Genomic DNA, 23,087 nt, shown 5'->3' with positions numbered 1-23,087 from the left:
TGGTCAATCTCCATGATCCTGCACAATTCCCTTCTGGGAGGCTTTTTGTGGGAGCGAGCTTGCTCCGGGCGGCGATCCGACGATAGCGGTCCAGCAGGCGACATCGTCGGTGAATTTTAAGACGCCATCGCGAGCAAGCTCGCTCCCAGAAGGTTAAAGTCGTTGTCGGTAATCAAGGAAGACAGGGGAATGAGCGTGCTTGAGTTGTTAGGTCAATGGAATTTCGGTGCTGCGAACTGGCTGACCATCGGTACGGGCATCGCCCTGGCCTACATCGTGTTCGGCATCGCCGGCTTCGGTACGGCGCTGGTGGCGGGGCCGATCCTGATTCTGTTCATGCCGCTGTCGAAGATCGTGCCGTTGCTGGTGTTGCTCGATTTTGTCGCGGCATTTGGCAATCTGTTGCCTTCGCGGCGCGATGTGGCGAGGCCGGAGCTGTTGCGGTTACTGCCCTGCATGGCCGTGGGGTGCACGCTGGGGGTGATTTTTCTGCTGAACCTCAAGTCCGACCTGTTGCTGTTGTTGATGGGGGTGTTTATCAGCGCCTATGCGATTTACAGCCTGTGGATAAAGGCACGTCCGGCGCAGTTGTCCGCCGCTTGGGCGGTGCCGATGGGGACGGTGGGCGGAATGTTTGGCGCGTTGTTTGGCAGCGGCGGTTTTTTGTATGCGATCTATCTGAACAGCCGTTTGCCCAAGGAGGCGGCTCGGGCCACCCAAAGCGCGTTGATCAGCTGCAGTACGGTGGTGCGTTTGAGCCTGTTTGCAATCGCCGGTGTGTATGCCGATTTACCGTTGCTGGTGCTGGCGGTTTGTCTGTTGCCGGCGATGGCGCTGGGGCTGTGGTTTGGTCGACGGCTGACCATGAGGTTGTCTCGCGAGGCGTTCGTGCGCCTGGTGACGTGGCTGGTGCTGGTCAGCGGGATTGCATTGATTGGGCGTTACTTGAGCACCTGAAGGTTGCCCGTAGCGAGGCTTTTATGTGGGAGCGAGCTTGCTCGCGATGAGGGCGTCACATTCAACATCGATGTGTCTGTTCGACCGCTATCGTCGGATCGCCGCCCGGAGCAAGCTCGCTCCCACAGAAGAGCCCCCGCCGTAAGTTGTTCAGTCGTTGTACTGGCTCAACAACCGCTCCAGTCGTGCACTGAGGCGGCGTTTGATTTCGGTCTCGATGTGCGGGGCGAAATCGTCGATCACGTCTTGCATGATCAACTGCGCGGCGGCGCGCAATTCGCTGTCCAGGTGCAGCAAGTCATCCGGGTTCTTGCTGGCGGCAGGCGTCGATGTCGTCGCGGTGACAGGTTCAACGATGGGGGGCGGGGCTGTCGAAACAACGGGTGGCGAAGGCTCGCTGACGGCGTCGAACAGCATAGGAATCTGTTCCTGGTCACCGTCCTCGACCGTGTCGGTCAGCAGGGGCGGTTGCAGGTTGTCATCGCCGAGCAGTTGGCGGATCGACTCGAGGTCGTCCAGCAGGTGCGCGGACTGTTGCAGCGGTTTTGGAGTGTCCATTGAAAGGCTCAGAGTCGCTGTAAACGGTGATCTTGCAGAGGATAGCCCTGTTCGCGGTAGAAACGGAAACTCTCCCGCGCGGCCGCTCTGATCGTCGGATCCTCCACCACCACTTCCGCCACTCTGGCGAACTTGTTGGCGAAGGCCGGGACTTTCAGGTCGAGATTGACCAGCAGGTCCTGATGTTGTCCGCAGTCATTGCCCAACCCCAAAACAATCAAACCGTCAGGTTCGCTGTCGGCAGGGCCGTGGGGCACGAAGCTTTCGCCCTTGAACGCCCACAACCGCGCATCGAGATCGTCACGCTGGGCCGCATCGCTGCAATGCAGGTAGATGCGGTGGCCCATGCGCCAGGCTTTCTCGGTGAGCTTGCAGGCAAAGTCCAGGCGTGCCGAAGGATCGGCGCTGGGCAGGATATAGAAGTCGACTTTGGTCATTGCGGTTCCAGAGCGGCAAACGGCGTCACTGGAAAGTGACGCCGCAGCCCATCATCGGTTTCAGGCTTTGGCGCGGTCCAGCAGGTACTGGGTCAGCAGGGGAACCGGACGGCCAGTGGCGCCCTTGTCCTTGCCGCCGCTGGTCCAGGCCGTGCCGGCGATGTCCAGGTGAGCCCAGTTCAGGTTCTTGGTGAAGCGCGACAGGAAGCAGGCCGCGGTGATGGTGCCGGCTTTCGGGCCGCCAATGTTGGCGATGTCGGCAAATGGACTGTCAAGCTGTTCCTGGTATTCATCGAACAGCGGCAGTTGCCAGGCGCGGTCGTCGGCAGCCTTGCCGGCGCTCAGCAGTTGGCCGATCAGTTCGTCGTTGTTGCCCAGCAGGCCCGACGTATGGGAACCCAGGGCGACCACGCAGGCACCGGTCAGGGTGGCGATGTCGATCACCGCTTGCGGCTTGAAGCGCTCGGAGTAGGTCAGGGCGTCGCACAGCACCAGACGGCCTTCGGCGTCGGTGTTGAGGATTTCCACGGTCTGGCCGCTCATGGTGGTGACGATGTCGCCCGGGCGCGAAGCGTTGCCGCTCGGCATGTTCTCGGCACAGGCCAGGATGCACACCAGGTTGATCGGCAGCTTCAGCTCCAGCACGGCACGCAGGGTACCGAACACGCTGGCGGCGCCGCCCATGTCGTACTTCATTTCATCCATACCGGCGCCCGGCTTCAGGCTGATGCCGCCGGTGTCGAAGGTGATGCCTTTGCCGACCAGCGCGTACGGCTTCTCGGATTTCTTGCCGCCGTTGTATTGCATGACGATCAGGCGCGGTGGCTGGGCGCTGCCCTGGCCGACGGCGTAGAACGAGCCCATGCCCAGGGCCTTGATCTTCTTCTCGTCGAGGACTTCGACTTTCAGTTCCTTGAACTCTTTGCCCAGGTCTTTGGCCTGTTCACCGAGGAAGGTCGGGTGGCAGATGTTTGGCGGCAGGTTGCCCAGGTTGCGGGTGAAGGCCATGCCGTTGGCGATGGCAGTGGCGTGGGCCACGGCGCGCTGCACTTCAGCTTGAGCCGCCTTGATGGTCAGCAGGGTGATTTTCTTCAGGGCGCGGGGTTCGGCTTTCTGGCTCTTGAACTGGTCGAACTGGTACTCGCCATCGATCAGGGTTTCCGCCAGCAGACGGGTCTTGCCGTAGCTGTCGCGACCCTTGACCACGATTTCGTCCAGGGCCAGCACCGCATCACTGCCGCCCAGGCCTTTGAGGGTATTGAGGATGCCGGCGATGATTTTGCGGAACGGGCGGTCACCCAGTTCGTCGTCCTTGCCAACGCCTACCAGCAGCACACGCTCGGCCTTGAGGTTCGGCAGGCTGTGCAGCAACAGGCTCTGGCCAACCTTGCCGGCCAGATCGCCGCGCTTGAGCACTGCGCTGATCGCGCCGCCGCTCAGTTCGTCGAGTTGTTTGGCAACAGCGCCGAGCTTGCGGCCTTCGCCAACGGAAACCACCAGCGTGGCGGTCTTCAACGTTTCCGGGTTGACGCTTTTTACAACCAGTTCCATGTCCGGGTCCCTGAATTGATGGTTAGCACGCAAGCGCCCGACACCCTATGTGCGTCACTTGCCTGCATTTAAATAGAAAGCAAAAGAAAGGCGCCGGGATCGACCGGCCACAAAGGCCGCAGTTTGAACCTCGCTACCGGCGGCTGACAACCCTCGGTTGTACGATCTTCGGTGCTTTGACCGGCTGCTTGAGCTTGCGCAGTGACAGGTGCACCCAATCACAGGATAATGCGCCATCTTTTTTTCGGCGGCTCTGCCTTGCGGGCTGTCCGATACGTTTGCTTGTTTGGCCGCCTTAGCCTGACAACCCTGGAGTGTCTGGTTTGATCGTCTTCCGTTATCTATCCCGCGAAGTCCTGTTGACCTTGAGCGCCGTCAGCGCCGTGCTGCTGGTCATCATCATGAGCGGGCGCTTCATCAAATACCTCGCCCAGGCGGCCTCGGGCCTGCTGGATCCGGGTTCGCTGTTCCTGATCATGGGCTTTCGTCTGCCGGGGTTTCTCCAGCTGATTCTGCCGCTGGGCCTGTTTCTCGGGATCCTGTTGTCCTACGGACGCCTGTACCTCGATAGTGAAATGACCGTGCTCTCGGCTACCGGCATGAGCCAGCAGCGGCTGGTTTGGATGACAATGTTTCCGGCCACCCTGGTTGCACTCATCGTGGCGTGGCTGAGCCTGAGTCTGGCGCCACAAGGGGCCAACCAGTTTCAGTTGCTGCTGAACAAGCAGGACGCCCTGACTGAATTCGATACCCTGGAGCCAGGGCGTTTCCAGGCCCTGCGAGACGGTACCCGGGTCACCTACACCGAGCGCATGACGGATGACCGCGTCAATCTGGGCGGTGTGTTCATCTCGCAAAAGAACATCAGTTCCAACAACAAGGATCGCGGAATTTCTGTCCTGGTGGCGGAAAAGGGGCGTCAGGAAATTCGCCCGGACGGCAACCGCTACCTGATCCTTGATAACGGCTATCGCTATGACGGTAATCCAGGGCAGGCCGACTACCGGGCGATCAAGTACGACGAGTATGGTGTGTTGCTGCCAAAGCCGGACGTCAGCGACGAAGTCACCGACCGTGATGCGATGCCGACCCGTACGTTGATCGGCAGTGAAGACATTCGTTTGCGCGCCGAATTGCAATGGCGTATGTCACTGCCGTTGCTGGTGTTCATCGTGACCTTGATGGCGGTGCCGTTGTCGCGGGTCAACCCGCGTCAGGGCCGATTCCTCAAATTACTGCCGGCGATTCTTCTTTATATGGCTTACCTGACCATTCTGATTGCCGCCCGCGGTGCCCTCGACAAGGGCAAGATCCCCGCAGTGCTGGGCTTGTGGTGGGTGCACGGGATTTTCCTGGTCATTGGCCTGGGCTTGCTTTATTGGGAGCCCCTGCGTTTGAAGAGGGCGAGTCGCCGCAGCGCGCTGGAGGTGGCCCGTGGTTAAGCTGGATCGCTACATTGGTAGCAGCGTACTCATTGCGATTCTGGCAGTGCTCGGGATCATTCTCGGCCTGGCGACACTGTTTGCCTTCATTGACGAGATGAGTGAAGTCACCGATACCTACACCCTGCTCGATGTGCTGAGTTATGTGACGCTGACCGCGCCGCGCCGGATGTACGAAATGCTGCCGATGGCGGCGCTGATCGGTTGCCTGATCGGTCTGGGCAGCCTGGCCAGCAACAGTGAACTGACCATCATGCGTGCTGCCGGTGTGTCGATCGGCCGGATCGTCTGGGCGGTCATGAAACCGATGCTGGTATTGATGCTCGCCGGTGTGCTGGTCGGCGAGTACATCGCGCCGCCTGCCGAAACCACCGCGCAGGCCAATCGCTCGCTGGCTCAGGGGAGCGGTGATGCACAAAGCGCCAAGCACGGCTTGTGGCACCGCCAGGGCGATGAGTTCATTCACGTCAACTCGGTACAACCCAACGGCATCCTGTATGGCGTGACCCGTTATCGTTTCGACAACGAACGGCACATGCTGTCGGCCAGCTTCGCCAAGCGTGCCGAGTTCGACACGGATCACTGGCAGTTGACGGATGTCACGACCACGCTGTTCCACGAGCGCAGCACCGAAGTGGTTTCGACCCCGGATGAGCGTTGGGAAGTCGCGTTGAGCCCGCAGTTGCTGAACACCGTGGTCATGGTGCCGGAGTCGCTGTCGATCAGCGGCCTTTGGGGTTACATCCACTATCTGGCGGACCAGGGGTTGAGCAATGGCCGCTATTGGCTGGCATTTTGGGTCAAGGTATTGCAGCCGTTGGTCACTGCCGCGTTGGTGCTGATGGCCATTTCCTTCATTTTCGGTCCATTGCGTTCGGTAACTCTCGGCCAGCGTGTGTTTACCGGTGTGCTGGTGGGCTTCACCTTCCGCATCGTTCAGGATCTGTTGGGGCCTTCCAGCCTGGTATTCGGCTTCCCACCGTTGCTTTCGGTGCTGCTGCCGGCGGGTATTTGTGCCGTGGCGGGGCTCTGGTTATTGCGTCGAGCCGGTTGATGGCGGGTATTTTCCGGCCTGACAGGTAATAAAAAACGCCCCGGTCGCAAGACCGGGGCGTTTTTGTAGGCACCGTCTGACCTGCAAACGTGACGCTTGCGCCGTGGATCAGGTACAATTCCCGGCTATTTTTCGGCGGGCCATGCCTGCAGCCTTTTTGAGTGTTGATCCGTGAGTGATTTGAGTCATATCCGCAATTTCTCCATCATCGCCCACATTGACCATGGCAAGTCGACGCTGGCCGATCGCTTCATCCAGATGTGTGGCGGCCTGGCCGAGCGCGAAATGGAAGCCCAGGTCCTGGACTCCATGGACCTCGAGCGTGAACGCGGGATCACCATCAAGGCGCACAGCGTCACCCTGTATTACAAGGCTCGCGACGGTATCAACTACCAGCTGAACTTCATTGATACCCCCGGCCACGTTGACTTCACCTATGAGGTGAGCCGTTCGCTGGCTGCCTGTGAAGGCGCGCTGCTGGTGGTCGATGCCGGTCAAGGCGTTGAAGCACAGTCGGTTGCCAACTGCTACACGGCGATCGAACAGGGCCTGGAAGTGATGCCGGTGCTGAACAAGATCGACCTGCCACAGGCTGATCCGGACCGCGTCAGAGAAGAAATCGAAAAAATCATCGGCATCGATGCCACCGACGCGGTCACTTGCTCTGCCAAGACCGGTCTGGGCGTCGATGAAGTGCTCGAGCGCCTGGTGACCACCATTCCAGCGCCGACCGGCAACATCGAAGATCCGCTGCAAGCGTTGATCATCGACTCCTGGTTCGACAACTACCTGGGCGTTGTCTCCCTGGTACGCGTGCGCCACGGCCGCGTGAAGAAGGGCGACAAGATCCTGGTCAAATCCACCGGCAAGATCCACCTGGTGGACAGCGTCGGTGTATTCAACCCGAAACACACCCCGACCGTTGACCTGAAGGCCGGTGAAGTGGGCTTCATCATCGCCAGCATCAAGGACATTCACGGTGCGCCAGTGGGCGATACCCTGACCTTGAGCACGACGCCGGACGTCGACGTGCTGCCGGGGTTCAAACGCATCCAGCCGCAGGTGTACGCCGGTCTGTTCCCGGTCAGCTCCGACGACTTCGAAGACTTCCGCGAGGCGCTGCAAAAGCTCACCCTGAACGACTCGTCGCTGCAGTACACGCCGGAAAGCTCGGACGCCCTGGGCTTCGGCTTCCGTTGCGGCTTCCTCGGCATGCTGCACATGGAAATCATCCAGGAGCGCCTGGAGCGCGAGTACAACCTGGACCTGATCACCACGGCGCCGACGGTAATCTTCGAGCTGTTGCTCAAGACCGGTGAGACGATCTACGTCGATAACCCGTCGAAGCTGCCGGACCTGTCGTCCATCGAAGACATGCGCGAGCCGATCGTGCGCGCCAATATTCTTGTGCCGCAAGAGCACCTGGGCAACGTCATTACCCTGTGCATCGAAAAACGCGGTGTACAGGTCGACATGCTGTTCCTAGGCTCTCAGGTACAAGTGACCTACGACCTGCCGATGAACGAAGTGGTACTGGACTTCTTTGATCGTCTGAAATCCACCAGTCGCGGCTATGCTTCTCTGGACTACCATTTCGATCGTTACCAATCGGCTAGCCTGGTGAAGCTGGACGTGCTGATCAACGGCGACAAGGTCGATGCCCTGGCGCTGATCGTGCACCGTGACAACTCGCACTACAAAGGTCGCCAGTTGACCGAGAAGATGAAGGAACTGATTCCGCGGCAGATGTTCGACGTGGCAATCCAGGCCGCCATTGGCGGGCAGATTGTGGCGCGGACAACCGTCAAGGCGCTCAGAAAGAACGTATTGGCCAAATGCTACGGTGGTGACGTCAGCCGTAAGAAAAAGCTGCTGGAAAAGCAAAAGGCCGGTAAGAAACGCATGAAGCAAGTCGGCAACGTGGAAATTCCACAGGAAGCCTTCCTTGCAGTGCTCAGGTTGGATAGTTAGGTCCTATGTCACTAAATTTCCCGCTGTTGCTGGTCATCGCCGTATTCGTCTGCGGTCTTTTGGCGTTGCTCGATCTGTTGTTCCTGGCGCCACGGCGCCGGTCTGCCATCAATGCCTATCAGGGCAGTGTGAGCCAGCTTGATGGGGCAGTGGTCGAGAAACTGAGCAAGGAACCGCTGCTGGTTGAATACGGCAAGTCGTTCTTCCCGGTGTTGTTCATCGTGCTGGTGCTGCGTTCGTTCCTGGTGGAACCGTTCCAGATTCCTTCCGGTTCGATGAAGCCAACCCTGGATGTCGGCGACTTCATTCTGGTGAGCAAGTTTTCCTACGGGATCCGCTTGCCGGTGATCGACAAGAAAATCATCGAAGTCGGTGATCCGCAGCGCGGTGATGTGATGGTGTTCCGCTACCCGAGCGACCCGAACGTCAACTACATCAAGCGTGTAGTAGGCCTGCCGGGTGACACGGTTCGTTATACCGCCGACAAGCGCCTGTTCGTCAACGGTCAATCGATTGCCGAACAACTGGTCGGCTCCGAGCCGGGCACGCTGGGCAGCGCTGAGCTCTACAAGGAAAAACTCGGTGCGGCCGAGCACATGATCCGCAAGGAAATGAGCCGCTACCGCGCCATGCCGGACCATTCGTGGACCGTGCCCGCCGGGCACTACTTCATGATGGGCGATAACCGCGACAACTCGAACGACAGTCGCTACTGGGATGATCCAAGCATTCCCAAGGATCTGCTGGGCATGGTTCCCGACAAGAATATCGTCGGCAAGGCCTTCGCGGTCTGGATGAGCTGGCCGGAACCCAAACTCAGTCACCTGCCGAATTTCTCGCGGGTTGGCCTGATCAAGTAATCAAACACGGCGCTGTTGAACACAGCGCCGAATGCATTTCTGGAACCGGCACAATGGGCGCCAGATGCATGAAAACAATGATATTCAGGACGTTATTTTTGAACACAGCGTTAATTGTCCCAAGCCTGCGCCGCCTCACGGCGATGGCGGTGGAATCCAGCCACGAACTCAGCGTGGGTAAACCGTGAGCGTCTCCTTAAGCCGTCTAGAGCGTCAGCTCGGCTACACCTTCAAGGATCAGGAACTGATGGTCCTGGCCCTGACTCACCGCAGCTTTGCCGGGCGTAACAACGAACGCCTGGAATTCCTCGGTGACGCCATTCTCAATTTCGTCGCCGGCGAGGCGTTGTTCGAGCGCTTCCCGCTGGCCCGCGAAGGCCAGTTGTCGCGTTTGCGCGCGCGTCTGGTGAAAGGTGAGACTCTGGCCGTACTGGCCCGTGGTTTCGATCTGGGCGAATACCTGCGCCTGGGTTCGGGCGAGCTGAAAAGTGGAGGTTTCCGTCGCGAGTCGATTCTGGCCGATGCACTGGAAGCGCTGATCGGTGCGATCTACCTCGATGCCGGCATGGAAATGGCCCGCGAACGTGTGCTTGCCTGGCTGGCCGGAGAGTTCGAAGGCTTGACGCTGGTCGACACCAACAAAGATCCAAAGACCCGCCTGCAAGAATTCCTGCAGTCCCGTGGTTGTGAGCTGCCGCGTTACGAAGTGGTGGATATCCAGGGTGAGCCGCATTGCCGGACGTTCTTCGTCGAATGCGAAATCATCTTACTGAATGAAAAAAGCCGAGGTCAGGGTGTGAGCCGTCGTATTGCCGAACAGGTAGCGGCCGCCGCAGCTCTGATTGCCCTGGGTGTGGAGAATGGCAATGACTGATACAAACGCAACTCGCTGTGGCTATGTTGCCATCGTCGGCCGTCCGAACGTGGGCAAGTCCACACTGCTGAATCACATCCTGGGTCAGAAGCTGGCGATCACCTCGCGCAAACCGCAAACCACCCGTCACAACATGCTCGGCATCAAGACCGAGGGCGACGTGCAGGCGATCTACGTCGACACCCCTGGCATGCACAAGGGCGGCGAAAAGGCTCTGAACCGCTACATGAACAAGACCGCTTCGGCGGCGTTGAAAGACGTCGACGTGGTGATCTTCGTGGTGGACCGCACCAAGTGGACCGAAGAGGACCAGATGGTTCTCGAGCGCGTCCAGTACGTGACCGGCCCGCTGATCGTGGCGCTGAACAAGACCGACCGTATCGAAGACAAGGCCGAGCTGATGCCGCACCTGAGCTGGTTGCAGGAGCAGCTGCCGAATGCGCAGATCATCCCGATTTCCGCGCAGCACGGGCATAACCTCGATGCGCTGGAACGAGTGATTGCCGAGCACCTGCCGGAAAACGATCACTTCTTCCCGGAAGACCAGATCACCGACCGCAGTAGCCGTTTCCTCGCCGCTGAACTGGTGCGTGAGAAAATCATGCGCCAGATGGGCGCCGAGCTGCCGTACCAGATCACCGTTGAAATCGAAGAGTTCAAGCAGCAGGGCAAGACCCTGCACATCCATGCCTTGATCCTCGTCGAGCGCGATGGCCAGAAGAAAATCATCATTGGCGACAAGGGCGAGCGTATCAAGCGCATCGGCACCGAAGCGCGCAAGGACATGGAGTTGCTGTTCGATTCCAAGATCATGCTCAACCTGTGGGTCAAGGTTAAGGGTGGCTGGTCCGATGACGAGCGTGCGTTGCGTTCGTTGGGTTACGGCGACCTGTAAAGCCGGACCCAAGTGATGTAACTGTAGGAGCGAGCCTGCTCGCGATAGCGGTCTGTCAGTCAACGAGTGTGTTGAATGTTAGTCCCTCATCGCGAGCAGGCTCGCTCCTACAGTGGTTTTGGGGTTGTCAGTAATATCTGCTTCTTCATCGAGATCTGCGATTTCCATGTCCCAACCCATCGCCCAACCCGCCTACGTCCTGCACTCCCGCGCCTACCGCGAAACCAGCGCGTTGGTGGATTTCCTGACGCCACAAGGCAGACTGCGGGCGGTGTTGCGCAGTGCCCGGGGCAAGGCCGGGACGTTGGCGCGGCCGTTCGTACCGCTGGAAGTGGAATTCCGGGGCAGGGGTGAGCTGAAGAATGTCGGGCGCATGGAAAGTGCCGGGGTTTCCACCTGGCTCAATGGCGAGGCACTGTTCAGCGGTCTTTATCTCAATGAGCTGCTGATTCGCTTGTTGCCCGCTGAAGATCCGCTCCCTTCGGTGTTCGATCATTACGCCGCCACCTTGCTGGCCCTGGCCGAGGGTCGACCACTGGAGCCCTTGCTGCGCTCCTTCGAGTGGCGCTTGCTCGATGACCTCGGCTACGGTTTTTCCCTGACGACTGATATTCATGATCAGCCCATCGCGCCGGACGGCCTCTACCGTTTGCAAGTGGATGCGGGGCTTGAGCGTGTCTACCTGCTGCAACCGGGCCTGTTCAATGGCGCCGAACTGCTGGCCATGGCCGATGCAGACTGGAGTGCGCCGGGCGCGTTGTCGGCAGCCAAACGCTTGATGCGTCAGGCGTTGGCCGTTCACTTGGGCGGTCGACCGCTGGTTTCCCGAGAGTTGTTTCGAAAGCCGTAAATTCCTTGTGTATGCTGTGCACCGAACTTTCTCTTCTTCTGGAGCGCTTTCCGTGACCACCAGCACCCGCATTCTTCTTGGCGTGAACATCGACCACGTTGCCACCCTGCGTCAGGCCCGGGGCACCCGTTACCCGGACCCGGTCAAGGCGGCACTGGACGCGGAAGAGGCGGGCGCGGACGGCATCACCGTGCACCTGCGCGAAGACCGTCGGCACATTCAGGAGCGCGACGTTCTGCTGCTCAAGGATGTGCTGCAAACCCGCATGAACTTCGAAATGGGTGTCACCGAAGAAATGATGCAGTTCGCCGAACGCATCCGCCCGGCGCACATTTGCCTGGTACCTGAAACCCGCCAGGAACTGACCACCGAAGGTGGTCTGGACGTGGCAGGGCAGGAAGCGCGGATCAAGGCCGCGGTTGAGCGCCTGTCGAAGATCGGCTCCGAAGTGTCGCTGTTCATCGATGCAGATGAGCGGCAGATCGAAGCCTCCCGCCGTGTCGGCGCGCCGGCCATCGAACTGCACACCGGGCGTTACGCCGACGCAGAAACCCCGACCGAAGTCGCCGAAGAACTCAAGCGTGTGGCTGATGGCGTGGCCTTCGGTCTGGCCCAGGGCCTGATCGTCAATGCCGGCCATGGCCTGCACTACCACAACGTCGAAGCCGTGGCGGCGATCAAGGGCATCAACGAACTGAACATCGGCCATGCGCTGGTGGCCCATGCGCTATTCGTTGGCTTCAAGTCGGCTGTTTCGGAAATGAAGGCGCTGATTCTGGCGGCTGCTGCCAAAGCTTAAAGAACGACACGAAACCCTGTGGGAGCGAGCTTGCTCGCGATAGCGGTCTGACAGACACAGTTGATGTGACTGAAAGGGCCTCATCGCGAGCAGGCTCGCTCCTACAGTGGTTTGGTGGTGGTTTTTAAAGCGGCGCAGGCTCCTGCGCCGGCTTGGTCTTGTCGATCCCCGGCACAAGCAGTTTGCCCTCGGCGACCTGATCGCCTTCAAGCTGCGGCTGCGTGACCCAGGTCAGGATGTCGTAGTACCGACGGATGTTCGCCACGAAATGCACCGGTTCGCCGCCACGGGCGTAGCCGTAACGGGTTTTGCTGTACCACTTCTTTTCCGACAGGCGCGGCAGGATCTTCTTCACATCCAGCCATTTGTCCGGGTTCAACCCTTCCTTGGCCGCCAGTTTGCGGGCGTCATCGAGGTGGCCGCTGCCGATGTTATAGGCCGCCAGGGCAAACCAGGTACGGTCCGGTTCCTGAATCGAGTCGTCGAGCTGGTCTTTCATGTAGGCCAGGTACTTGGCGCCGCCCATGATGCTCTGCCTGGGGTCCAGGCGGTTGGACACGCCCATGGCCTGCGCGGTGTTCTGGGTCAGCATCATCAGGCCGCGCACGCCGGTCTTGGACGTGACGGCCGGTTGCCACAACGATTCCTGGTACCCGATGGCCGCCAGCAGGCGCCAGTCGACTTTCTCTTTCTTGGCGTACGACTTGAAGTGCTGTTCGTACTTGGGCAGGCGTTGCTGCAAGTGTTGGGCAAAGGTGGTGGCGCCCATGTAGCCGAGAACGTCGACATGCCCGTAGTAACGATCCTTGAGGCGTTGCAGGGTGCCGTTTTTCTTGACCTTGTCGAGGTACTCGTTGATTTCGTTGAGCAGGCTGTTGTCGTCGCCCGGCGCGACGGCCCAGCTCTGGTTGCTGGCGTCACCGAGGTCGAAGGCGACCCGGATGTTGGTGAAATACACCTGGTTCATCGCCACTTCGTTGGAGTCGACCAGTGTCAGGTCGATCTGACCTTCGTCCACCATGCGCAGGAGATCGACGACCTCGACCGCGTCAGACTCTTCGTATTCGATGCCGGGAAATTTCTGTTTCAGCTGCGCCAGTTGTTCGGTGTGGGTGCTGCCCTTGAGCACCATGATCTTCTTGCCCACCAGATCCTTCGCATCGGTTGGCCGAGACTGGCCGTTGCGGTAGATGATCTGCGGGGTGACTTCCAGATAGGAGTGCGAGAAGCGCACCTGCTTCTTGCGTTCTTCGCTGCTGACCAGCCCGGCAGCCGCCAGTACCGGGCCATTGGGCTTGCCGACCTGGTCGAACAGGTCGTCCAGGTTGTCGGCGGTCTCGATCTTGAGCTCGACCCCCAGATCGTCGGCGAAGCGCTTCACCAGCTCGTATTCGAAGCCGGTTTCACCGTTGCGATCCTGAAAGTAGGTGGCGGGGCTGTTTCGGGTAACCACCCGCAGCACACCATCCTCCTTTACGCGCTCGAGCGTGTTGGGTTTATCAACACAGCCACCGAGCATCAGGAAGAGTCCGGTTGCGATCAGCCATTTGGCGTACCGCGGACGCAAAGCCGTTGGGAAAAACATCTGCGCAGTATACGCAAAGGACCACGGGCGCCATATCTCGACAGCGAGGGGCTTGTCTGCTAGACATCACAAAAACGGCCGAAACCCCGCAGAAATGGGCCTTGTCTGCATTTTTTCACCGTTAAAATAAGCTGTTGTTACACATTCAGTTAACCTGACTTTCAAGGCAGAAACACAGATCGACGTCCGGGTGCAACCGTGCGTAGCGTTTCGGGTGCTGTCGCGGGCTGTTTAGGCTAGAATGCACGGCCTCAAAGCACACCCCTTCCCGAGGCTGTCCCGAAGATGTTGATCCTGCGCGGCGCTCCTGCCCTTTCTGCCTTTCGCCACAGCAAACTCCTTGAGCAACTGAGCCAGAAGGTTCCGGCTGTCAGTGGCCTGTATGCTGAATTCGCTCACTTCGCCGAAGTTACCGGCGTCCTGACCGGCGACGAACAGCAGGTGCTTGCGCGCCTTCTGAAGTACGGTCCAAGCGTTCCGGTACAGGAACCGACCGGTCGTCTGTTTCTGGTGCTGCCGCGTTTCGGCACCATCTCGCCGTGGTCGAGCAAGGCCAGCGACATTGCCCGTAACTGCGGCCTGGCGAAAATCCAGCGCCTGGAGCGCGGCATCGCGTTCTACGTGGCCGGCCAGTTCAGCGACGCTGAAGCCCGGTTGATCGCCGACGGTCTGCACGACCGCATGACCCAGATCGTCCTGGGCAACCTCGAACAGGCCGCCGGCCTGTTCAGCCACGCCGAACCGAAACCCCTGACCGCCATCGACGTGCTGGGTGGCGGCCGCGCCGCGCTGGAAAAAGCCAACACCGAGCTGGGCCTGGCCCTGGCCGAAGACGAGATCGATTACCTGGTCAACGCCTTCGTGGGCCTTTCGCGCAACCCGCACGACATCGAGCTGATGATGTTCGCCCAGGCGAACTCCGAGCACTGCCGTCACAAGATCTTCAACGCCAGTTGGGACATCGACGGCCAGAGCCAGGAAAAAAGCCTGTTCGGCATGATCAAGAACACCTATCAGATGCACAGCGAAGGCGTTCTGTCGGCTTATAAGGACAACGCTTCGGTGATCGTCGGCTCCGTGGCCGGTCGTTTCTTCCCGGACCCTGAAACCCGCCAGTACGGCGCGGTGCAGGAGCCGGTGCACATCCTGATGAAGGTTGAAACCCACAACCACCCGACCGCGATTGCCCCGTTCCCGGGCGCGTCCACCGGTTCCGGTGGCGAAATCCGCGACGAAGGCGCGACCGGTCGCGGTGCCAAGCCGAAAGCCGGCCTGACCGGTTTCACCGTGTCCAACCTGCAGATCCCGGGCTTCGAACAGCCGTGGGAAGTGCCGTACGGCAAGCCTGAGCGCATTGTCACCGCGCTGGACATCATGATCGAAGGCCCATTGGGCGGCGCGGCATTCAACAACGAATTCGGCCGTCCGGCGCTGACCGGTTACTTCCGTACCTTCGAACAGTCGATCACCACCCCGCACGGTGACGAAGTTCGTGGCTACCACAAGCCGATCATGCTGGCTGGCGGCATGGGCAACATCCGTGAAGAACACGTCAAGAAAGGCGAGATCCTCGTCGGCTCCAAGCTGATCGTGCTCGGCGGCCCGGCGATGCTGATCGGCCTGGGTGGCGGCGCGGCTTCCTCCATGGCCACCGGCACCAGCTCGGCAGACCTGGACTTCGCTTCGGTACAGCGCGAAAACCCGGAAATGGAACGTCGCTGCCAGGAAGTCATCGACCGTTGCTGGCAACTGGGCGACAAGAACCCGATCAGCTTCATCCACGACGTGGGTGCGGGCGGTCTGTCCAACGCCTTCCCGGAACTGGTCAACGACGGCGACCGCGGTGGCCGTTTCGAACTGCGCAACATTCCAAACGACGAGCCGGGCATGGCCCCGCACGAAATCTGGTCCAACGAATCCCAGGAACGTTACGTTCTGGCGGTCGGCCCGGCTGACTTCGAGCGCTTCAAGGCGATCTGCGAACGCGAGCGTTGCCCGTTTGCCGTGGTCGGCGAAGCCACTGCCGAACCACAGCTGACCGTCACCGACAGCCACTTCGGCAACAGCCCGGTGGACATGCCGCTCGAAGTGTTGCTGGGCAAAGCCCCACGCATGCACCGTTCGGTGGTTCGTGAAAACGAACTGGGCGACGATTTCGATCCGTCGACCCTCGACATCGCCAACTGCGTCGAGCGCGTTCTGCATCACCCGGCCGTGGCCAGCAAAAGCTTCCTGATCACCATCGGCGACCGCACCATCACCGGCCTCGTGGCCCGTGACCAGATGGTCGGCCCGTGGCAGGTTCCGGTGGCCGACGTTGCCGTCACCGCCACCAGCTTCGACGTCTACACCGGTGAAGCCATGGCGATGGGCGAGCGTACTCCGCTGGCACTGCTGGACGCTCCGGCGTCGGGCCGCATGGCCATCGGCGAAACCCTGACCAACATCGCGGCTTCGCGCATCGGCAAGATCTCCGACATCAAACTGTCGGCGAACTGGATGTCCGCTGCCGGTCACCCGGGTGAAGACGCGCGCCTGTACGACACCGTGAAAGCGGTCGGCATGGAACTGTGCCCTGAGCTGGGTATCACCATTCCGGTGGGCAAGGACTCGATGTCCATGGCCACCCGTTGGAACGACGAAGGCGTGGACAAGTCCGTCACTTCGCCGATGTCCCTGATCGTGACCGGTTTCGCGCCAGTGACTGACATCCGTCAGACCCTGACCCCGCAACTGCGTATGGACAAGGGCACCACCGACCTGATCCTGATCGACCTGGGCCATGGCCAGAACCGCATGGGCGCCTCGATCCTCGCGCAGGTTCACGGCAAGCTTGGCAAACAGGCGCCGGACGTCGATGACGCCGAAGACCTCAAAGCCTTCTTCGCGGTGATCCAGGGCCTCAACGCCGACGGTCACCTGCTGGCTTACCACGACCGTTCCGACGGTGGTCTGCTGACCAGCGTTGTCGAGATGGCGTTCGCCGGTCACTGTGGCCTGAGCCTGAACCTCGACGGTCTGGCAGAAACCTCCGCCGACATCGCCGCCATCCTGTTCAACGAAGAACTGGGTGCCGTGATCCAGGTTCGCCAGGACGCTACCCCGGACATCCTCGCGCAGTTCAGCGCTGCCGGTTTGGGCGACTGCGTATCGGTGGTCGGTCAGCCGATGAACAACGGCGAGATCAGCATCACCTTCAACGGCGAAACCGTATTCGAAGGTCAGCGTCGTCTGCTGCAACGTCAGTGGGCCGAGACCAGCTACCAGATCCAGCGTCTGCGTGACAACGCCGACTGCGCCGAGCAAGAGTTCGACGTGCTGTTGGAAGAAGACAACCCGGGCCTGAGCGTCAAGCTCAGCTACGACATCAACCAGGACGTCGCCGCGCCTTACATCAAGAAAGGCATTCGCCCACAGGTTGCCGTACTGCGCGAGCAGGGCGTCAACGGTCAGGTGGAAATGGCGGCTGCGTTCGACCGCGCCGGCTTCAACGCGATCGACGTGCACATGAGCGACATTCTGGCCGGCCGTGTCGACCTGAACGAGTTCAAGGGCATGGTCGCTTGCGGCGGTTTCTCTTACGGCGACGTACTGGGTGCCGGTGAAGGCTGGGCAAAATCGGCGCTGTTCAACAGCCGTGCCCGCGATGCGTTCCAGGGTTTCTTCGAACGCAACGACAGCTTCACCCTCGGCGTGTGCAACGGTTGCCAGATGATGTCCAACCTGCACGAGCTGATCCCGGGCAGCGAGTTCTGGCCGCACTTTGTGCGTAACCGTTCCGAGCAGTTCGAAGCCCGCGTTGCGATGGTGCAGATCCAGGAGTCGAACTCGATCTTCCTGCAAGGCATGGCCGGTTCGCGCATGCCGATCGCCATCGCCCACGGCGAAGGTCATGCCGAATTCGCCAGCGAAGAAGCACTGCTGGAAGCAGATCTGTCGGGTTGCGTGGCGATGCGTTTCGTCGACAACCACGGCAAGGTCACCGAAAGCTACCCGGCCAACCCGAACGGCTCGCCGCGCGGGATCACCGGTTTGACCAGCCGCGACGGTCGCGTGACCATCATGATGCCGCACCCGGAACGTGTGTTCCGTGCCGTGCAGAACTCGTGGCGCTCCGATGACTGGAACGAAGATGCACCGTTGATGCGCATGTTCCGTAATGCTCGCGTGTGGGTGAACTGATAGCCGTGTACAAGCTCAGCTTCTTCGTTCCCGACAGTCATGTCGAAGTGGTCAAAAGCGCCGTATTCGCCGCCGGTGGCGGTCGAATCGGTGCTTACGACCACTGTGCATGGCAGGTGTTGGGCCTGGGTCAGTTTCGTCCACTGGACGGCAGCCAGCCGTTCATTGGCGAGGCAGGGCAGGTCGAGCAGGTCGAGGAATGGAAGGTTGAGCTGGTGGTGGCCGATGAGTCGATTCGCGCGGTGGTGGCGGCTCTGAAACAGAGCCATCCCTATGAGACGCCGGCTTATGAAGTGTGGCGGTTGGAGGATTTCTGATCTTCCTGGCTGCTGAAATGAAAAACCCGCTGAAAGAGATTTCAGCGGGTTTTTTGTTGATCGGGTTTTTGTGGTGTTGCTAATGGCCTCATCGCGAGCAAGCTCGCTCCCACAGTGGTTCGGTGTATGCAGATCTAATGTGGGAGCGAGCTTGCTCGCGATGGCGGCCTATCAGGCACCGAGAATCTAAACCTTGGCACTCACCTCACTACGATTGACCAACGCTTCCAGCGCATCACTCAAACTCGGTGCCTTGTCGCCAATCAACAGATGCCAAATGCCACCGTCCAGCTTACTCACCCCCTGACAACCCAACGCTTTCAAATCACACTCCGACAACGCCTTGCCATCGGCCAGTTGCAGGCGGATGCGGGTCATGGCGATGCAGTGGAGTTGCAGCACATTGTCGCCACCACCCAGGGCATTGAGCCATTGCCGGGCCTCGGGTGTCGCCACGGCGGCAGGTGGCGGTGCGTCGATTTCTGCCGCCGGTGACGACACCATGGCGCGAGCCAGTGCCGGCATCGCCAGGCGAATTTCATCGGCAATGGCATCGGCCATCGGCCCGACCACCACCTGCAAGCTCCCGCCCTTGCCGGGACGCACCACGGCCATGGCGCCGAGTGCTTTCAGACCGGTATCCGAGGCCTTGTTGCGATCCACCATGTCCAGGCGCAGCCGCGTGGTGCAGGCGCCGACGGTGATCAGGTTTTCGGCACCGCCCAAGGCCTTGATGTAAGCCCCGGCGCGTTCGTTGTCGGCCACCGCAACCTGCGGGGCGGCAGCGCTGGTTTCGCGGCCCGGCGTCTTCAGGTCGAAACGCCGGATGCAGAAATCGAACACCACGTAGTAGATCACGGCATACGCCAGGCCCACCGGGAACACCAGCCAGCCGTTGGTGGACTTGCCCCAGCCAAGAATCATGTCGATGAAGCCGCCGGAGAAGGTGAACCCCAGGTGGATGTTCAGCAGATTGGTGATGGCCAACGACAGGCCGGTCAGCAACGCGTGCAATAAGAAGAGCAGTGGCGCAAGGAACATGAAGGCGAACTCGATGGGTTCGGTGACGCCGGTGAGGAACGAGGTCAGGGCCATCGACAGGAAGATACCGCCCATGACTTTGCGTCGTTCCGGCAAGGCGTTGCGGTACATTGCCAGGCACGCGGCGGGCAGGCCGAAGAGCATCATCGGGAACATGCCTGTGGTGAATTGGCCGCCCTTGGGGTCGCCGGCGAAGTAGCGTGAGATGTCGCCGGTCACGAGGGCGCCGGTAGCCGGGTCGGTGAAGTTGCCGAAGACGAACCATGCCATGTTGTTGATGATGTGGTGCAGGCCAGTGACGATCAACAGACGGTTGAACACGCCGAAGATGAAAGCGCCGATGCTGCCGCTGTCAAGCATCAACACGCCGAAACTGTTGATGCCATTCTGAATCGGTGGCCAGATCAGACCGAACACTACACCCAGACCCACAGCGGCAAACCCGGTGACAATCGGCACGAAGCGCCGGCCTCCGAAGAACGCCAGGTATTCCGGCAGCTTGATGTCCTTGAAGCGGTTGTACAGCGCGCCGGCCATCAGGCCACTGACGATCCCGGCGAGCATGCCCATGTTGATGCTCGGGTCGAGTACCTTGAGCGTGGCGATCATCACCAGGTAACCGATCACCCCGGCAAGACCCGCCGTACCGTTGTTGTCTTTGGCGAACCCGACCGCGATGCCGATGGCGAAGATCATCGCCAGGTTGGCAAAAATCACCTGGCCGGCGTCGTGGATGATCGCGATGTTCAGCAGGTCGGTGTCGCCCAGGCGCAGCAACAAACCGGCAATCGGCAGGATCGCGATCGGCAGCATCAGCGCGCGGCCGAGGCGCTGCAGGCCTTCGATGAAAAGTTGGTACATGGCGGATCTCCCTGGATTCTTGTTGTTCTTTAGCTCAGAGGCCAATGCTGGTGACAGGCGTGACGCACGGCGCTGGCGCTGCTCAGCTTGAGCAGGCCCTGGCTGATGCGCCGGCATTCGCTGGCGTCGAGATGACGCACGCGGTCCTTGATTTCACCGACCTGCACCGGGCTCACCGACAACTCACTGACCCCCAGGCCGACCAACACCGGCGTGGCCAATGGATCGGACGCCAGTGCACCGCACACACCCACCCAACGGTTGTGCTGTGCCGCACCGGCGCAGGTCTGGGCGATCAACCGCAGCAGCGCCGGGTGCAGCGCATCGACGCGCGCGGCGAGCCCGGCGTGGTCGCGGTCCATGGCCAGGGTGTATTGCGACAGGTCGTTGGTGCCGATGGACAGGAAGTCCGCGTGTTCGGCCAGTTGCTCGGCCAGCAGCGCGGCGGCCGGTACCTCGATCATCACCCCCAGCTCCGGGCGTTGCGCCAGGCCGAGTTCCGCGCACAAGGCGTCGAGGCGCTGGCGGATGTGCAGCAGTTCATCGACTTCCGTGACCATCGGCAGCAGGATCCGGCAGCGTGACAACGGGAGCAGGTGCAGCAGCGCGCGCAGCTGCTGGTCGAGCAGTTCAGGGCGAACCTGGGCCAGGCGAATGCCGCGCAGACCGAGCACCGGGTTGGCCTCGGCGGGCAGCGGCAGGTAGTCGAGTTGCTTGTCGCCACCGACGTCGATGGTGCGGATGATCACCGACTTGTCGCCCATGGCATCGAGCACCGCTTGATAGGCGTGGTGCTGTTCCTGTTCATCCGGGGCGGTGTGGCGGTCGACGAAGAGAAACTCGGTGCGCAGCAAGCCGACGCCGTCGGCACCATTGGCCAATGCGTCTGCCGCTTCCGCGCTGGACGCCACATTGGCGGCGACTTCGATGCGCAAGCCATCGATGGTCAGCGCGGGTGTGTGCGCCTGGGCCTGTTGTTCGGCCCGGCGTTGTTGCTGTTGCTGTTGCAGCTGGCGCACGTCGGCCAGGCGCTGTGTGCCGGGTGTCAGTTCGAGACGGCCGCCGTCGGCGTCCAGCACCACCGGTTGCCCCTGTTGCTGATCGAGCAGCGTCGAGCCCAGTGCGACCATGCACGGCAGGCCTTTGCCCCGGGCCAGAATCGCCACGTGAGAGGTCGCGCCGCCTTCTGCCATGCACAGACCGGCGGCGCCTTGCTGGCTCAGTTGCAGTAAATCGGATGGCGTCAGTTCATGGGCCGCGACGATGGCACCGGCCGGCACATCGTAATGCCAGGTATCGCCAAGCAATGCGCGCAGCACCCGTTGCTTGAGGTCGCGCAGGTCGTTGGCGCGTTCGGCCAGCAGCGTACTGCCGGTTTGCTGGAGGACTTCGCATTGCACGTCGATGGCCTGGCTCCAGGCGTGGGTCGCGGCCGTGCCCTGGGCGATGGTTTGACTGGCGGCGTCCAGCAGGGCCGGGTCTTCGAGCAGCGCCAGGTGCGCGGCGAAAATCGCCTCTTCGGCGGTGTCCTTGTGTTTTTTCGCCAGGGCCAGCGTGTGCTCGATTTCGCTGCGCACCTGGCTCCGTGCCGCGTCCAGTACTTGCAGTTGTTGTTGCGGATCATGGTGGCCGGCATCCACCGGCAGGCTGATCGCATTCAGGCGAAACAGCGGCCCGCCGACCAGGCCGGGCGCCGCGCAGACACCATGCAATACACCGGCTTCGGCGGGGCGACTGCGTTGAGCAATTGTGGGTGGCGCGGTGGCGTGACTGTCCTCGGCCAGGGCTGTGGATAACGCGGTCAGCAAGGCTTGCAACGCGGCTTCGGCATCCGGCCCCTGGCAACTGACCTGGACCTGCGCTTGCTCGCCGATGGCCAATCCCATCAGGCCGATCAGGCTGTCGCAGGTTGCCGATTTGCCAGCGAAATGCAGCTGCGATTTGCTCTTGAACCCTTGGGCTGTCTGGCGAATCAGTGCTGCCGGCCGCGCGTGCAAACCACCGCGGTGGGCGATGCGGATATGACCGACCTGTTCTTCGCCGGCAAGCTCTACTTCAACCTGCGCTCCGGCGCTTTGGCGGCGGATGATGTGCAGTAACGGCTCGCCGACTTTCACCGATTTCAGAGTGATGGGGCGTGCCTGAAAGTCCTGGCTGTTGGTGAGGATCAGCAGGCTGACCAGGCTCTTGCATTGTTGCGCGACCTTGTCCAGGTCGTAGCGCAGCAGCGGCTGGCCGTTGGTGACCCGTGCGCCTTCCTTGACCAGCATCGAGAAACCCTGGCCCTGCAACTCGACCGTATCGAGGCCCAGGTGCAGGAGCAATTCGGCGCCGTTGTCGGCACGCAGGGTCACTGCGTGACCGGTGCGGGCGACATGCACCACCACGCCCGCGCAGGGGGCATGGAGCGTGTCGTTGAGTGGATCGATGGCGATGCCGTCGCCCATGGCGCCACTGGCAAACACCGGGTCCGGGACTTTGGCGAGCGTGAGCACCGGGCCGCTGAGCGGGGCGCTTAAAGTCAGCTCTTTATTGTTGTTATGCATGGCTCGGTCTCATCAAAAAATACGGTTCGGATCAATGCGCTTCCCTGTAGGAGCGAGCCTGAACTGGCCTAATGATTTTGGACACTTCAATCGGGCGCTATGATGGCGCCCAAATCTGAGGTGTTTTGGCTATGCGTAAATCTTATTCCAGTGAGTTCAAACTCAAGGCGGCGAGCATGGTGCTGGACGAGGGACAGTCGGTTCCCGAGGTCTGCGCCAGCCTGGATATCGGTCCTACGGCCCTGCGCCGCTGGGTCGACCAGGTTCGGAAGGAACGTTTGGGCTCGACTCCGGTGGGCGCTAAGGC

At 60.9% G+C, this 23,087-nt stretch carries 18 protein-coding genes; 12 read left to right on the top strand and 6 right to left on the bottom strand.

Annotated elements, in window-relative coordinates; translation table 11 throughout:
• Nucleotides 1-189: 189 nt before the first annotated feature.
• Complete coding sequence (locus tag AC1DRN_RS20575) at nt 190-957, top strand: sulfite exporter TauE/SafE family protein (protein ID WP_223460274.1); 768 nt, start codon at nt 190-192, stop codon at nt 955-957.
• 150 nt (nt 958-1,107) lie between these two features.
• Here AC1DRN_RS20575 and AC1DRN_RS20570 read toward each other — a convergent pair whose 3' ends face one another.
• From AC1DRN_RS20570 to AC1DRN_RS20560, 3 genes are read right to left on the bottom strand one after another with little or no spacing between them, the layout of a single operon-like run.
• A complete protein-coding gene (locus AC1DRN_RS20570; RefSeq protein WP_223460276.1) occupies nt 1,108-1,515 on the bottom strand; it encodes a DNA polymerase III subunit chi in 408 nt (135 codons plus the stop codon).
• A gap of 8 nt (nt 1,516-1,523) precedes the next feature.
• Complete coding sequence (locus AC1DRN_RS20565; protein WP_223460279.1) at nt 1,524-1,952, bottom strand: DNA polymerase III subunit chi; 429 nt, start codon at nt 1,950-1,952, stop codon at nt 1,524-1,526.
• Nucleotides 1,953-2,012: 60 nt separating this feature from the next.
• Nucleotides 2,013-3,503: a leucyl aminopeptidase gene (locus tag AC1DRN_RS20560; RefSeq protein ID WP_223460281.1), complete on the bottom strand. Its 1,491-nt coding sequence runs from the start codon at nt 3,501-3,503 to the stop codon at nt 2,013-2,015.
• Nucleotides 3,504-3,826: 323 nt separating this feature from the next.
• On the opposite strand from AC1DRN_RS20560, the gene lptF reads away from it, so the two are divergent.
• The 8 genes from lptF (at nt 3,827) to pdxJ (ending at nt 12,248) form a co-directional block, all read left to right on the top strand.
• A complete protein-coding gene (gene lptF, locus AC1DRN_RS20555) occupies nt 3,827-4,945 on the top strand; it encodes an LPS export ABC transporter permease LptF (RefSeq protein ID WP_223460283.1) in 1,119 nt (372 codons plus the stop codon).
• Nucleotides 4,938-5,999: an LPS export ABC transporter permease LptG gene (lptG, locus tag AC1DRN_RS20550; RefSeq protein WP_223460286.1), complete on the top strand. Its 1,062-nt coding sequence runs from the start codon at nt 4,938-4,940 to the stop codon at nt 5,997-5,999. Before lptF ends, lptG begins: the two co-directional genes overlap by 8 nt.
• A gap of 171 nt (nt 6,000-6,170) precedes the next feature.
• Complete coding sequence (gene lepA, locus AC1DRN_RS20545) at nt 6,171-7,970, top strand: translation elongation factor 4 (protein WP_218429464.1); 1,800 nt, start codon at nt 6,171-6,173, stop codon at nt 7,968-7,970.
• 5 nt (nt 7,971-7,975) lie between these two features.
• Entirely contained in the window at nt 7,976-8,830 is an 855-nt protein-coding gene (gene lepB / locus AC1DRN_RS20540; RefSeq protein ID WP_223460288.1) for a signal peptidase I, read from the top strand.
• A gap of 184 nt (nt 8,831-9,014) precedes the next feature.
• Entirely contained in the window at nt 9,015-9,704 is a 690-nt protein-coding gene (gene rnc / locus AC1DRN_RS20535) for a ribonuclease III (protein WP_008053221.1), read from the top strand.
• Nucleotides 9,697-10,599, top strand: coding sequence for a GTPase Era (era, locus tag AC1DRN_RS20530; protein WP_007973959.1), 903 nt, complete (start codon nt 9,697-9,699; stop codon nt 10,597-10,599). Before rnc ends, era begins: the two co-directional genes overlap by 8 nt.
• A gap of 166 nt (nt 10,600-10,765) precedes the next feature.
• Nucleotides 10,766-11,449 (top strand): DNA repair protein RecO, encoded by a 684-nt coding sequence (gene recO / locus AC1DRN_RS20525; protein WP_223460290.1) that lies wholly within the window; start codon nt 10,766-10,768, stop codon nt 11,447-11,449.
• 52 nt (nt 11,450-11,501) lie between these two features.
• A complete protein-coding gene (gene pdxJ / locus AC1DRN_RS20520) occupies nt 11,502-12,248 on the top strand; it encodes a pyridoxine 5'-phosphate synthase (protein ID WP_008053219.1) in 747 nt (248 codons plus the stop codon).
• 124 nt (nt 12,249-12,372) lie between these two features.
• On the opposite strand, the gene mltF is transcribed toward pdxJ, so the two are convergent.
• Entirely contained in the window at nt 12,373-13,833 is a 1,461-nt protein-coding gene (gene mltF, locus AC1DRN_RS20515) for a membrane-bound lytic murein transglycosylase MltF (RefSeq protein ID WP_223460292.1), read from the bottom strand.
• Nucleotides 13,834-14,118: 285 nt separating this feature from the next.
• Here mltF and purL point away from each other — a divergent pair, with 285 nt between their 5' ends.
• Nucleotides 14,119-18,015, top strand: a complete 3,897-nt coding sequence (purL, locus tag AC1DRN_RS20510) for a phosphoribosylformylglycinamidine synthase (protein ID WP_223460294.1) — start codon at nt 14,119-14,121, stop codon at nt 18,013-18,015.
• A gap of 5 nt (nt 18,016-18,020) precedes the next feature.
• The gene (locus tag AC1DRN_RS20505; RefSeq protein ID WP_223460325.1) at nt 18,021-18,332 is read left to right on the top strand and encodes a YqfO family protein; all 312 of its coding nucleotides are present in this window, start codon (nt 18,021-18,023) and stop codon (nt 18,330-18,332) included.
• Nucleotides 18,333-18,518: 186 nt separating this feature from the next.
• On the opposite strand, the gene nagE is transcribed toward AC1DRN_RS20505, so the two are convergent.
• Both nagE and ptsP read right to left on the bottom strand, forming a co-directional pair.
• Entirely contained in the window at nt 18,519-20,234 is a 1,716-nt protein-coding gene (gene nagE, locus AC1DRN_RS20500) for an N-acetylglucosamine-specific PTS transporter subunit IIBC (protein ID WP_223460296.1), read from the bottom strand.
• A 29-nt stretch (nt 20,235-20,263) separates the two neighbouring features.
• Nucleotides 20,264-22,780: a phosphoenolpyruvate--protein phosphotransferase gene (gene ptsP, locus AC1DRN_RS20495; RefSeq protein WP_223460298.1), complete on the bottom strand. Its 2,517-nt coding sequence runs from the start codon at nt 22,778-22,780 to the stop codon at nt 20,264-20,266.
• A 131-nt stretch (nt 22,781-22,911) separates the two neighbouring features.
• Between ptsP and AC1DRN_RS20490 the strand changes: the two genes are divergently transcribed.
• Nucleotides 22,912-23,087: transposase (locus tag AC1DRN_RS20490; RefSeq protein WP_457266255.1), on the top strand; the 176-nt coding region annotated here is incomplete at its 3' end.

It is taken from the genome of Pseudomonas sp. P5_B3 (assembly GCF_056400405.1).
Note: the sequence above shows the minus strand (reverse complement) of the source record. Positions and strands in the feature narration are given on the sequence as shown.

Bases quoted from the DNA above. Each gene is read 5' to 3' on its own strand.
- AC1DRN_RS20565 (WP_223460279.1), bottom strand. From the start codon at position 1,952: ATGACCAAAGTCGACTTCTATATCCTGCCCAGCGCCGATCCTTCGGCA.
- ptsP (WP_223460298.1), bottom strand. From the start codon at position 22,780: ATGCATAACAACAATAAAGAGCTGACTTTAAGCGCCCCGCTCAGCGGC.
- AC1DRN_RS20570 (WP_223460276.1), bottom strand. From the start codon at position 1,515: ATGGACACTCCAAAACCGCTGCAACAGTCCGCGCACCTGCTGGACGAC.
- AC1DRN_RS20560 (WP_223460281.1), bottom strand. From the start codon at position 3,503: ATGGAACTGGTTGTAAAAAGCGTCAACCCGGAAACGTTGAAGACCGCC.
- mltF (WP_223460292.1), bottom strand. From the start codon at position 13,833: ATGTTTTTCCCAACGGCTTTGCGTCCGCGGTACGCCAAATGGCTGATC.
- purL (WP_223460294.1), top strand. From the start codon at position 14,119: ATGTTGATCCTGCGCGGCGCTCCTGCCCTTTCTGCCTTTCGCCACAGC.
- nagE (WP_223460296.1), bottom strand. From the start codon at position 20,234: ATGTACCAACTTTTCATCGAAGGCCTGCAGCGCCTCGGCCGCGCGCTG.
- recO (WP_223460290.1), top strand. From the start codon at position 10,766: ATGTCCCAACCCATCGCCCAACCCGCCTACGTCCTGCACTCCCGCGCC.
- era (WP_007973959.1), top strand. From the start codon at position 9,697: ATGACTGATACAAACGCAACTCGCTGTGGCTATGTTGCCATCGTCGGC.
- AC1DRN_RS20575 (WP_223460274.1), top strand. From the start codon at position 190: ATGAGCGTGCTTGAGTTGTTAGGTCAATGGAATTTCGGTGCTGCGAAC.
- lepB (WP_223460288.1), top strand. From the start codon at position 7,976: ATGTCACTAAATTTCCCGCTGTTGCTGGTCATCGCCGTATTCGTCTGC.